This is a genomic window from Streptomyces silvisoli, from assembly GCF_029269905.1.
Taxonomy (GTDB): domain Bacteria; phylum Actinomycetota; class Actinomycetes; order Streptomycetales; family Streptomycetaceae; genus Streptantibioticus_A; species Streptantibioticus_A silvisoli_A.
In genome coordinates, this window is sequence record NZ_JARJBC010000024.1 from 80,608 (window position 1) to 94,364 (window position 13,757).

At 75.0% G+C, this 13,757-nt stretch carries 1 pseudogene; it reads right to left on the reverse strand.

Annotation, left to right across the window (positions count from 1 at the left end):
• Position 1 precedes the first annotated feature (1 nt).
• Positions 2-13,753, reverse strand: a pseudogene (locus P3G67_RS29560) (amino acid adenylation domain-containing protein); the annotation flags it as partial.
• Between the last annotated feature and the right edge of the window lie 4 nt (positions 13,754-13,757).

Sequence of the window (13,757 nt, forward strand, 5' to 3'; positions counted from 1 at the left end):
CCTCGGCGGTGATCAGCTCCAGGTCGTCCACCTCGCCGTCCGTGCCGTCGGCGAGGGCGGTGAGTACGGCGGCCAGGCGGGCTGCCGCCCGCTCCACCGTGGCGTGGTCGAACAAGGCGGCGTCGTAGGCGAGGTCGAAGCCCAGCCGGTCGGTCAGGTGGGCGCGCAGGCACAGCGGGAAGGTGGTGGCGTCGTCGGCCCGTACCTCTTCGACGCACACCCCCGTCTTCGCGGCGGCCGTCTCGTCGACGGGGTAGTTCTCGAACACCACCATGCTGTCGAACAGCGCCTCGCCCGCCGGGACGTCGCTGACCGCCTGGACACGCGGCAGCGAGAGGAAGTCGAAGCGCCGGGCGTCGCTCTGCCGCTCCTGCAGGGCGCGCAGCCAGGGCAGTACGCCCGTCGCGGGGACGCGGACCCGGGTCGGCACGGTGTTGATGAACATGCCGATCATCGCCTCCACCCCGGGCAGTTCGGCCGGGCGGCCGGAGACGGTGGTGCCGAACACCACGTCCCGGCGGCCGCTGTAGCGGGCCAGCAGCAGTGCCCAGGCGCCCTCGACCACGGTGTTGACCGTCAGACCGGCGCGGGCGGCGCTCTCTCGCAGCCGTGCCGAGGTGTCCGCGTCCAGCTCGTGGTGGACGGCCGCGGCGGAGTGGGCGCGGTGCGCCTCGGTCGGCGTGCGGTCGTACGGCAGCGCGGTGCGCGCGGTGAACCCGGCGAGGGTGTCGGCCCAGTACCGCTCGGCCGCGTCCTCGTCCTGGTCCCGCAGCCAGCGCAGGAAGTCCGCGAACGGGCGCCGTACGGGCGGGGCGGCGTCCGGGCCTCCGGTGAGCGCGGCGTAGCGCTCACACACCTCGGTGAGCAGGAGCGCGGTGCTCCAGCCGTCCAGGACGAGGTGGTGCGTGGACCACAGCAGCAGGACCTCGTCGCCGGGCAGCGCGGCGAGGGTGATCCGCGTGAGGGGCGCGCTGGTGAGTTCCATGCCCGCCGCGCGGTCCTCGGCGAGCAGCCGCTCGGTCTCGGCGGCGCGCTGGCCGACGGTCAGGTGGCGCCAGTCCAGGTGGGTGACGGGCAGCCGTACCCGGTGGTGGACCACTTGCACCGGATGCGGCAGGCCCTGCCAGTGGACGCTGGTGCGCAGCGCGGGGGTGCGATCGGCGACCTGCTGCCAGGCCGCCGCGAAGGCCCCCGGGTCCGCCACCCCTGACAGCCGCACCGCCGTGCGGTCGAAGTAGGCGCCCGCCGTGTCGACGAGTCCGTGGAAGAGCATGCCGGACTGCAGCGGCGTGAGCGGCAGCACGTCGGCGGTGTCCCGCCCGTCGCCCACCAGCCGGTCCAGCTGGTCCTGGGTGAGTCCGGCGAGCGGGAAGTCGGAAGGGGTGCGTCCGCCGGCGTCCGGGTCGGCGCAGTGCGCGACGATCTCGCGCAGCCCCGCGCACATCTCGTCGGCCAGGCGGCGCACCACGGACTCGTCGTAGACCGCGGTCGGGTAGGTCCAGCCGAATTGGAGCCGACCGTCCTGCACCACGCCGGTGATCTCCAGCAGGTAGGGACGGGCTTCGTCCGGGTCGGTGTCGCGCCCGGCGGGTGGCAGCGCGGCGTGGTAGAGCGTGTCGGCGCGGGCCGGGCTGGTGCCGGCGTCCCACTGGCCGTGGTAGTTGAAGCCCACCCGTGGAGCCGGTGCGTCGGCCAGCGGCCCCGCGGGCAGCAGGTGGCGCAGCGCGCCGTAGCTCAGGCCGTGTGCCGGGACCGCACGCAGCTGCTCCTTGACGGACCGCAGGGTGTCGCGCCAGTCGGCGTCGGGGGTGACGGTGAGCGCTAGGGGGAACTCCGCGGTGAACCACCCGACGGTCCGCGACAGGTCCATGTCGTCGAAGACGTCCTCGCGCCCGTGCCCCTCCATCCCGAGCAGCACCGTGTCGCGTCCGCACCAGCGGGCCAGGGTGCGGCCCAGGGCGCTGAGCAGCACGTCGTTGACCTGCGTGCGGTAGACGTCCGGGACGCGGCGCAGCAGGGCGTCGGTCTCCGCCGGGTCCAGCGTGGCGGTGACGGTGGCGGCGGTGCCGTGGGTGTTGGGCCCGGGCCTGCCGGCCGGCAGGTCGGCGGGGGCGTTGCGGGTACGCGTCCAGTGGTCCACGTCGGCGTCCAGGGCACCGGAGCGGGTGTGCCGCTCCAGCCGGGCCGCCCACTGGCCGTAGGCGGTGCCCACCGCGGGCAGGTCGGCGGGGCGTCCGGCCGCGGCGGCCCGGTGGGCGGTGTCGAGGTCGGCCAGCAGGATGCGCCAGGAGACCCCGTCCACCACCAGGTGGTGGACGGTGATGAGCAGTTGCGCGGGCCGGTCCGGTCCACGGTGGAAGAGCAGCACCCGCGCGACCCGGCCCTCGGTCGGGTCGAGGGACGCCTGGGCCTCCTGCGCCGCGCGCTGTACCCGCGCCTCCAGCGCGGGGGCGTCCAGGCTCGCCACATCGTGCCGGGTGAACACGTCCCCCGGAGCCTCGGGCAGGACCTCCTGGAGCCAGCCGGTGCCGGTGTGGCGGAACCGGGTGCGGAGGGCCGCGTGGTGGCGCACCAGGGCGTCGACCGCCTGCCGCAGGGCGTGCGGGTCCGTGCCCGGGGCCAGCTCCAGGCGCTGGGTCATGGTGAACCGCAGCCGCTCGCCGGGGCGGCGGCCGTCGAGGTACCAGCGCTGAATGGGGGTGAGCGGTGCGGTGGCGGGCGCGGTGGAGTCCGTCGGGGTCGGCGGCGGGGCCGCCTCGGCGACCCGCAGGGCCAGTTCGGCGACGGTCTGGTGGCGGAAGACGTCCTTGGTGGTCAGGGCGAGCCCGGCCTGGCGGGCCCGGGCCACGATCTGGATGCTGAGGATCGAGTCGCCGCCGAGGGTGAAGAAGTTGTCCCGCGCGCCCACCCGCTCGACGCCCAGGACCTCGGCCCAGATGGCGGCCAGGCGCTCCTCGGTGCCGGGCCGCGGCGGCACGTACGGCGTCTGGCTGTCGGGCCGGTGCGGCGGTGCCGGCAGCGCGCGCCGGTCGGTCTTGCCGCTGGTGGTGCGCGGTATCCGTGCCAGGGGGACGAAGGCGGCGGGAACCATGTGGTCGGGCAGCGTCCGCCGCAGCCGGATCCGCAGCTCGTCCGCACGCGGCAGGCGGTCCGACGCGGGCACCAGATAGGCGACGAGCATGGGGCGCCCGGCATGCTCACGGGCGATCACCACGGCCTCGGTGATGTCCGGGTGACCGAGCAGAGCGGCCTCCACCTCACCCGGTTCGATGCGAAAGCCCCGGATCTTGATCTGCTCGTCAACCCGTCCCAGGAACACCAGGGCGCCGCGGTTGTCCCAGCGGGCGCGGTCGCCGGTGCGGTACATCCGCTCCCCCGGCGCGCCGAACGGGTCGGCGAGGAAGCGGGACGCGGTCAGGCCGGGCCGGTTCAGGTAGCCGCGGGCCAGCTGGGCTCCGGCCAGGTACAGCTCGCCAGGCGTACCGGGCGGTACCGGGCGCAGCCCGCCGTCCAGGACGTAGGCGCGCAGGTTGCGGCCGGGCCGTCCGATGACCGGATGTCCGGGCCGCTCGGCGCAGCGGCCGTAGACGGCGTCGACCGTGCACTCGGTGGGTCCGTACATGTTGTACGCGGTGACGCCGAGGCCCTCGGCCGCGCACAGCTCCCGCCAGTCGGCGGGGCCGATCGCCTCGCCGCCCACCAGCAGCAGGCGCGGATGGTGCCGGCCCGGCGCGAGGAGTCCTTCGGCGGTCAGTTCGCGCAGGAAGGAGGGGGTGACGTTCACCAGGTCCAGGTGCCGCTCGGTGACCTGGGCGCAGAACGCCTTCGGGTCCAGGCGTACGTCCTCGTCGACCAGGTGTACCTCCTGGCCCAGGGCGAGCAGCAGCGGGCCTTCCCAGGAGGTGTCGAAGGAGAAGGACGCGCTGAGTGCGGCGCGCAGCCGGCGCCCGTCCGTGGTGTGCGGGGCGACGAGTCCCACCTGGTGGTCGTGGCATAGGTTGACCAGGTGCCGGTGTTCCACGGCGACGCCCTTGGGCCGCCCGGTGGAGCCGGAGGTGTAGACGATGTAGGCGGTGTTCTCCGGGCGCAGCGGCGCCATCCGGTCGGTGTCGGCCGGATCGTGGGCGGGCAGCCGTTCCCACGGCACCTCGCGCAGCGTCTCGGGCGTCACGACGGTGTGCGGCGCGGCGTCCGCGAGCAGGAAGGCGACGCGCTCCTCGGGCAGGTCGGGGTCCAGGCACAGCAGGGTGCCGCCCGCCTTGAGTACGGCGAACAGCGTCACGAGCAGGTCGCTGGTGCGCGGCAGGCGGACGGCGACCACGCGCTCCGGGCCGGTGCCGAGGTCGATGAGGTGGTGGGCCAGTCGGTTGGCGCGCTCGTTGAGCGCGCCGAAACCGAGGGTGGCGTCCCTGGCCACCAGCGCGGTGGCATGCGGCGAGCGGGCCGCCTGCGCCTCGAACAGGGCGGTGAACGTGGTGTCCGCCACCGGCAGCCGTTCCCCCTGCCACTCCCCCAGTACGCGACGCGACTGTTCGGGTGTCATCAGCGGCAGTGCGCCGACACTCCGCCCGGGGTCGTCGGCGGCGGCCTCCAGGAGCAACCGCAGCCGGGCGGCCAGGCGTTCGGCGGTTTCCGCGTCGAACAGGCCGCTGTCGTACTCCAGGTACCCGGTGACGCCGTCGTCGCCCTCCACGAAGTCGAAGGCGAGGTCGAAGGTGGCGTGGCGGACCGGCGGCGGCACCGGGGTGACCTCCAGGCCCGGCAGGCGGGGTGCCTCGGTGCCCAGGTTGTGCAGCGCCACCATGACCTGGAACAGCGGGGTGCGGCTGGTGTCCCGCTCGGGTTGGAGGGCGTCCACCAGCCGTTCGAAGGGCACTTCCTGGTGGGCGAACGCCGCCAGGACGGTGGCGCGCGCCTCGGCGAGCAGTTCGCGGAAGGACATGGCGGAACGCACCCGTGCGCGCAGCACCAGGGTGTTGACGAACATGCCGACCACATCGTGGAGTTCGGGGCGCTCACGGCCGGCGGTCACGGTGCCGACGGCGACGTCCTCCTGGCCCGCCCAACGCGCCAGAAGAACCTGACATGCCGCCAGGAGGACCATGTACAGGGTGGCGTCGGCGGCACGGCCCGCCTCGCGCAGCCGACCGGTCAGCGCCGCGGGCAGGGTGAAGGTGACGAGTGCCCCGTCGCGGGTGCGGACGGCGGGCCGGGGCCGGTCGGTGGGCAGTTCCAACGGGGTCAGGCCGTCCAGCGACACCCGCCAGTGGGCGAGGTCCTCCTCGGCGCGGTCGGTGCGGGCACGCTGCCACGCGGCGAAGTCGGTGTAGCGCACCGGCAGTTCGGGCAGCTCGGGGTCCCTGGCCTCGTGCGCCGCCGCGTACAGCTCACCGAGGTCCCGGCCCAGAACGCCGAGTGACCAGCCGTCGGTGACGATGTGGTGGAGGGCCAGGGCCAGTACGTGCTCGTCAGGCGCCAGGCGCGCCAGGCGGGCGCGCAGCAGCGGCCCGGCCGCCAGGTCGAAGGCGGTGGCCGCCTCGCGTTCGAGCAGCGCGTCGAGGGCCGCGGCGGTGTCCGCGGCAGCGGTGAGGTCGTCCATCGGCAGCTCGACAGGGTGCGGCGGGTGCACCACCTGCCGGGCGCGGCCGTCCTGCTCGGCGAAGGTGGTGCGCAGTGCCTCGTGCCGTTCGACCAGGCCGTCGAGGGCGATGCGCAGCGCCGCCTCGTCGAGCGGGCCGCGCAGCCGCAGCACGGACAGGGTCGTGTACTCGGTGCTTCCCGGCTCGAAGCGGTCGAGGAACCACAGGCGCTGCTGCGCGTACGTCAGCGGCGGCGGGGTGTCCGGGTCCGCGGCCGGGATGGGGGCGGCCGAAACGGTCCGCTCCGCGGGCGGGTCACCGAGGGCCGCGGCCAGTGCGGCGACCGTCGGGTGGGTGAACAGCAGCCGGGGTGAGACGTCCGCGCCGAACGCCGCGCGCAGCCGGGAGGTGACGCGTACGGCGAGGATCGAGTCACCGCCGAGGGCGAAGAAGTCGTCCGCGGCGCCCACCTCCGCGGCGTCCAGGACGTCCGCCCAGGCGGCGGCGACCAGGCGTTCGGCGCGGGTGCGCGGCGGGGTGCGGTCCGTCCGCACGGCGAAGCCGTCCGGTCCGGGCGCGGGCAGGGCGCGCCGGTCGAGCTTGCCGTTGGTGGTCAGCGGCAGCGCCGTCAGCGGCACATAGGCGGCGGGCACCATGTGCGCGGGCAGCACACGCTCCAGGTGGGCGCGCAGTTCGGCGGCGGGCGGCGGGGCGGCGGCGTCCTCGCCGCCGCCGGTACCGACCACGTGGGCGACCAGTCGCCGGGTGCCGGAGGCGTCCTCGTACACGCCCACCGCGGCGGCTGCGACGCCCGGGTGGGCGCGCAGGGCGGCCTCGATCTCGCCGGGCTCGATGCGGTAGCCGCGGATCTTCACCTGCTGGTCGGCACGGCCCAGGTACTCCAGCGTTCCGTCGGCCCGCCACCGGGCCCGGTCGCCGGTGCGGTACATCCGGCTGCCGGGCCGCCCGAACGGGTCCGCGACGAAGCGGGTCGCGGTCAGGCCGGGTCGGCCCAGATAGCCGCGGGCCAGGCCCTCGCCCGCCACGTACATCTCGCCGACGGCCCCGGGCGGTACGGGAGCCAGGGCGTCGTCGAGCACGTAGACCCGCAGGTCGGGGATGGCCGTCCCGATGGGGCTCGCGGCACCCGCGGCGGCCGTAGCACGGTCGAGGGGGGCACAGGTGACATGGACGGTGGTCTCGGTGATGCCGTACATGTTGACCAGGCGCGGGGCGGTGTCCGGGTGGCGCGCGTACCAGTCGGCCAGCCGCCCGACGTCCAGTGCCTCACCGCCGAAGATCACCGTGCGCAGGGCCAGGCGCGCGCTCACCTCGGGGTGTTCGGCGTCCGCCCGCACCAGCGGGTAGAAGGCGGACGGCGTCTGGTTGAGGACCGTGACCCGTTCCTCGGCCAGCAGGCGCAGGAAGTCCTCCGGAGAGCGTGCGACGTCCTCAGGGACGACGACGAGCCTGCCTCCGTGCAGCAGCGCGCCCCACAGCTCCCACACGGAGAAGTCGAAGGCGTAGGAGTGGAACAGCGTCCACACGTCCTTCTCGTCGAAGCCGAACCAGCGGCGGGTGCGGGTGAACAGCCGCACCACGTTGGCGTGCGGCACCACGACGCCCTTGGGACGGCCGGTGGAGCCGGAGGTGTAGATGGCGTAGGCCGGGCTTTCCGGCGTCGGGCGGCGGTCGGCCGGGCCGGTGGCCGGGCGCACCGCGAGGTCGGCCCGTACCGCCGCGTCGTCCAGGAGCAGAGCGGGCACGCCGGTGCCCTCGGCCGGTGCGGCGGAGTCGGCGGTGGTCACCAGCACCACCGGGGCGGCGTCCCGCAGCAGGTGGGCGACGCGTTCGGCGGGCAGCCGGGGGTCGATCGGCAGATAGGCGGCCCCCGTCCTCAGGGTGGCGAGGATCGCCACGACCAGGTCGGTGGAGCGGGGCAGCGCGAGGGCCACGTAGCGCTCGGGTCCGGCGCCGTACTCCGCCAGGCGGTGGGCGAGCCGGGCGGCTCGGTCCTTGAGTGCGGCGTAGTCGAGGCGGTCGCCGGCGCAGGAGACCGCGATCGCGTCGGGGACCCGGGCGGCCTGGGCCTCGAACAGGTCCACCAGGGTCTCGGCGGGTCGCCCCTCCTCCTCGCCGTTCCACTCCACGAGCATCCGGCGCCGTTCCTCGGCGGTGGTCCACGCCAGGGTGCGCAACGGCCGTTCGGAGTCGGCCGCGATCTCCGCGAGGAGCAGGCACAACCGGTCGAGGAGGGCCCTGACGGTGGCGCCGTCGAACAGCTCCGGGTCGTAGGCCAGGTCGAAGCCGAGCCGTTCACCCTGGTAGGCGCGGAGCACCAGGGGGTAGTTGGTGGCGTCCCGGGAGGTGACGTCCACCAGGCGCACCCCGGAAGTGGCCGCGCGTGCCTCGTCGAAGGGGTAGTTCTCGAAGGCGACCATGCTGTCGAACAGCGCGGTGCCGGACGGTACGTCGCTCAGGGAGGTCAGCTCGGCCAGGGAGACCGCCGCGAAGCGGCGTGCGTCGGCCTGGGCGTCCTGGAGGTCGCGGAGCCACGCGGCGGCCGTGCGGTGGGCGTCCACCCGCACCCGGGTGGGCAGGGTGTTGATGAACATGCCCACCATCGACTCCACGCCGGGCAGGTCGTCGGGCCGTCCGGAGACGGTGGTGCCGAAGACCACGTCCGACTCCCCGCTGTAGCGGGCGAGCAGCAGCGCCCAGGCGCCCTGCACCACGGTGCCCAGGGTGAGCCCGGCCTCCCGGGCGGTGCGCGCCAGGCGTTCGGACACGGAGTCGGACAGCCCGGCGGTGTGGACGCCCGCGGACCGGGCCAGGTGCACCCCGCGCGCCGGCCGGTCGACGGGCAGCGGGGTCGGGGTGGCGAAGCCGTCGAGGACCCCGCGCCAGTGCGCGCGTACCTCGTCGCCGTCCTGGTCCGCCAGCCAGCGCACATAGTCGCCGAACGGCCGGCGCACGGGCGGTCGTGCCTCGCCGCCGGCGATCAGCGCCGCGTACTCCTCACACACCTCGGTGAGCACCTGGGCGAGGCTCCAGCCGTCCAGGATCAGATGGTGGGAGGTCCACAGCAGGTGCACTCGCGCGTCGGGCAGCCGGACCACGGTGAGCCGCATCAGGGGCGCCGTGCCCAGGTCCAGGCCGCGCGCGAGGTCCTCGGAGCGCAGCCGGGCGAACCGCTCGGCGCGCTCGCCCTCGCTGTGTTCTCGCCAGTCCAGTAGGGTCACCGGCACGCGTACGTCCCGGTGGACGACCTGGAGCGGTACGGGAACGCCCTCCCACACCACCCGGGTCCGCAGCGCGGGCGTACGTTCGGCCACCCGCTGCCAGGCCAGGGCGAAGGCACGCGGGTCCGCCACCCCCTCCAGGAGCAGGGCCGCCTGGTCCACATAGACGTCCTCGGAGCCGCCGACCAGCCGGTGGAAGAGCATGCCCTCCTGCAGCGGGGTCAGCGGAAGGACGTCCTCCACATCCCGGCCGTCGCCGACGAGCCGGTCCACGCCGGCCTGGTCGAGCCGGGCCAGCGGGAAGTCGGAGGGGGTGCGGCCGCCCGCGTCCGGCCGGGCGCAGTGCTCGGTGATCGAGGTCAGCGCCCCGACCATGCCGTCCGCCAGCCCCTGGACGGTCTCGGCACGGTGCACCTGGTCGCTGTAGTGCCAGGTGATCTCCAGTTGGCCGTCGGCGACCACGGCCGAGACGTCCAGCAGGTGGTCCAGCGGTTCACCGGCCGCCATGTCCCGGCCGGGTACCTCGGCGGCGGGGGCGAAGTCGCGCCCGGCGGGCGCCTCCCACTGCCCGTGGTAGGTGAAGCACACCTGGGGCAGCGGTACGTCCCGCAGGGCCCGCGCGGCGGGGTCGGGTGAGCCCAGGCGGGCCAGTGCCTCGTAGCTCAGGCCCCGGCGCGGCACGGACCGCAGCCGCTCCTTGACCGCCTTCAGCGTGGCGCCCCAGTCCGGTGCGCCGGACGGCCCGGCCGGGGTGAGGGTGACGGGGTACTGGGTGGTGAACCACCCCACCGTCCGCGACACGTCGACCCCCTCGTCGGGCTCACCGCCGCCGAGGTCCTCCCGGCCGTGCCCCTCCAGGGCGACGGTCACCCGCTCGGCGCCCGCCCAGTCTGCGAGCACCCGGCCCAGCGCACTGAGCAGCACGTCGTTCACCTGGGTGCGGTAGACCGCGGGCACCCGGCGCAGCAGCGCTTGGGTGGTGGCGCGGTCCACCCGGGTGCGCACGGTGCGCACCGATCCGGCGAGGGGGGCTCCGGCGCGGTCGACGGGCAGCGGCGGGCGCGCGGTGGCGACCTCCCGCGTCCAGTACGGCAGGTCTTCGTCCAGGTCACCGTCCCGCACGCGCCGGGCGAGGTACGCGGCCCACTGGGTGAAGGGCGTGGTGGCCGGTTCCAGGTCGACCGGCTCGCCCGCGGCCACCTGCTGGTACGCCCGCTCCAGGTCGGTCAGCAGGATGCGCCAGGAGACGCTGTCCACCACCAGGTGATGGGCCGTCAGGAACAGCTGGGGGCGCTCGCCCTCCGGGGGCAGCAGCAGCGCCGCGCGCAGCACGACGCCGGCTGCGGGGTCCAGCGCCGCGCGGGCGGCGTCGGCGGCCTCGGCGCGGGCGGCCGGCAGGTCGGCGGCGGCGAGGGCGGACAGGTCGTGCCGGGCCAGCAGGCCATTGGCCGAGGTGGCGCCCGGTCGCTGCTCCCAGGTGTCCCCGGTGGGCGTGAACCGGGTGCGCAGCGCCGGATGACGGCCGGCCACCGCCGCCAAAGCCCTCTGCAGAGCCTGCTCGTCGAGGTCGTACGGCAGGTCGAGGAGCATCGACATGCTGAAGTGCCGCAGCGGGCCGTGGGTGGCGAAGAACCACTCCTGGACGGGGGTCAGCGGTGCGCGTCCCTCGTCGTGGGGGCGCCGGGGCGCGGTCGCCTCGGCGGTGCGGCGGGCCGCCGCGGCGGCCAGGTCGGCGACGGACTGGTGGCGGAAGACGTCCCGCGAGGTGAGGTGCAGACCGGCGGCGCGGGCCCGGGAGACGACCTGGATGCTGAGGATGGAGTCGCCGCCCAGCTCGAAGAAGTTGTCGTTGACACCGACCCTGGCGACGCCCAACACCTCCGACCAGATGCCGGCGAGTGTCTCCTCGGCGGGGGTGCGCGCGGCGAGGAACTCCCGTTCCCGCGGCGCGGCGTCGAGGTCGGGGGCGGGCAGGGCCCGGCGGTCCAGTTTGCCGCTGGTGGTCAACGGCAGGGCGTCGAGCGCGGTGAAGGAGGCCGGCACCATGTGGTCGGGCAGCACACGCCGGCAGGCCGCCCGAAGCTCGGAGGCGACGGGCCGCGCGGCGCCCGCGGCGGGCACCAGGTAGGCGGCGAGCCGCAGATGGCCGTGCGCGTCGGGCACCGCGACGACCGCCGCGGCGGCGATGCCGGGCAGGTCGAGCAGCGCCGCCTCGACCTCGCCCGGCTCGATGCGGTGGCCGCGCACCTTGACCTGGTCGTCGGCGCGGCCGAGGTAGTCCAGCCGCCCGTCCGCGGTCCAGCGGGCCAGGTCGCCGGTGCGGTACATACGGCCGCCGGGCGGTCCGTACGGGTCGGCGACGAACCGCGCCGCGGTCAGGCCGGGGCGGCCCGCGTAGCCGCGGGCCACCTGCTCGCCCGCCAGGTACAGTTCGCCGCCGACCCCCGGCGGCACGGGCTGGCGCCGGGCGTCGAGCACGTAGGCGCGCACGTTGGGCAGCGGCCGTCCCACCAGCGGGCGGCCGTCGCCCTCGATGCGGCAGGCCAGCGCGTCCACCGTGCACTCGGTGGGGCCGTAGAAGTTGTACGCGGCCACGTCCCGGTGCCGGGCGAGTTCACGCCACAGGCCGGGCCCCACGGCCTCCCCGCCGAGCATCAGCACCCTCGGGTGGTGGCGCGGGTCGGTGAGCAGTCCGGCGGGCAGCAACTGCCGCAGATAGGAAGGGGTCAGGTCGAGGAAGTCGATGCTGTGCTCGACGACGTACTCCACCAGGGCGGCCGGGTCCAGCCGGGTCGTCTCGTCGACCAGGTGCAGCGGGTGGCCGTCGGCCATCAGCAGCACACCCTCCACAGAGGTGTCGAAGGAGAACGACGCGGTCAGCGCCACCCTCAGCGGACCGCCGCCCGCCTCGGCGACGAAGCCCGCGCGGTGTGCGGCGAGCAGGTTCGTCAGACCGCGGTGCGGGACGGCGACACCCTTGGGACGGCCGGTGGAGCCGGAGGTGTAGATGACGTACGCGGTGTGGTGCGGATCGAGCGGAGCGAGCCGGTCGGCGTCGCACGGATCGGTGTCCGGGACGGTGCCGGGCACCGACCGCAAGACGGCCTCGTCGAGCAGCAGCGCGGGCCGCGCGTCGTCCAGCAGGAACCGGACGCGGTCCTCGGGCAGCGCCGGGTCGAGGGGCAGGTAGCCCGCGCCGGCCTTCCAGACGGCGAGGATCGCGACGAGCATGTCGGCGCCGCGCGGCAGCCTCAGCGCGACCAGCCGTTCCGGACCCGCGCCGAGGGCGATCAGGTGGTGCGCGAGCCGGTTGGCGCGGGCGTTGAGCCCCGCGTAGTCCAGGCGCTCGCCGCCGGCCACCAGCGCGGTGGCGTGCGGGGTGCGCGCCGCCTGCCGCGCGAAGAGTTCGGGGTACGTCGTGCCGGGCACCGGACGTGCGGTGTCGTTCCACTCCTCGGTCACCCGTCGTACGTCCCGCGCGGAGAGCAGGGGCAGCGCGCCCAGCGGCCGGTCCGGATGGGCGGCCACACCGGCCAGGGTGCGCAGCAGCTGGTCCGCCATCCGGCTCACGGTGGCCGCGTCCAACAGGTCGGTGCGGTACTCCAGCAGGCCGGTCAGCCCCTCGCCGTCCGGCACGAACTCCACGCTCAGGTCGAAGGTGGCCGCCTGCCGCGGCACGGTGACCGGGGTGGCCGCCAGTCCCTCCGGGGCGGGTGCCGCGGGGGGTTCCGGGTGCAGCAGGACCATCACGTCGAACAGCGGGTTGCGGCCCGCCTCCCGAGGTGCGCCGACGGCCTCCACCAACCGCTCGAACGGCGTGTCGCCGTGCGCGAAGGCGTCGTTGACGGTGTCGGCGGCAGCCGCCAGCAGGTCCCGGAAGGTACCGGTGGTCTCCACCGGTGTGCGCAGCACCACGGTGTTGGCGAAGAAGCCGACGGCTCGTTCCAGGTCGGTGCGGGAGCGGCCGGGGGTGAGGGAGCCGACGGTGATGTCGTCCTGCCCGGACCAGCGGGCCAGCAGTCCCTGGCAGGCGGCGACCAGGGCGGTGAACAAGGTGGTGTGCTGCTCGGCGGCGAGTCGGCGCAGCCGGGCGGTGGTGTCCGCCGGGACGGTGAAGGTGTGGACCGCGCCCGCTCCGGACTCCTCACCGCGACGCGGGCGGTCCAGGGGCAGCTCCGGCGGCACCGCCCCGGACAACTTCTCTGACCAGTAGGCCAGTTGCCGCTCCAGCGGCGGCCCCGACAACTGCTCGCGCTGCCACACCGCGAAGTCCGGGTACTGGGTCGCCACCGCCGCGAGCCGCGGCTGCGCGCCGCGGGCCAGGGCGTCGTAGGCGGTGCACAGCTCCTCCAGCGCGACGCCCATCGACCAGCCGTCGGTGACGATGTGATGGGCGGTCAGCAGCAGCACGTGTGAGGTGGGGTGCTCCCGTAGCAGGAGGGCGCGCAGCAGCGGGCCGGTGCGCAGGTCGAAGGGGCGCGAGTACTCCTGAAGCAGCGCCGTCTCCAGCGCGTCCGGCCCCTGCGGGCGTTCGTTCGGCGCGCCCAGGTCCCGGACCGGCAGCGGTACCGGTCCGGCCGGGTGCACTGTCTGCACCGGCCGCCCGTCGCTCTCGTCGAACGTGGTGCGCAGCGCCTCGTGGCGTTCCACCACCAGGTCGATGGCCCGGGAGAGGGCGGCGCGGTCCAGCGACCCGGTCAGCCTCAGCGCGACGGCGCTGTTGTAGCGGGCGTCGCCAGGGCGCAGCTGGTCCAGGAACCACAGCCGCTGCTGTGCGAAGGACAACGGCAGCGGCCGGGTTCGGTCCGCCCGCGGTATGCGCTGGCGGGCGGCGGCGCCCGGGGTGCCGACCCGTCCGGCGAGCCTGCGGCGCAGCTCCTCCTGAAGGTCCGCGGGCAGGGCCTCGGCGCGGTTTCGCTTCGAAGACGTCATGGTC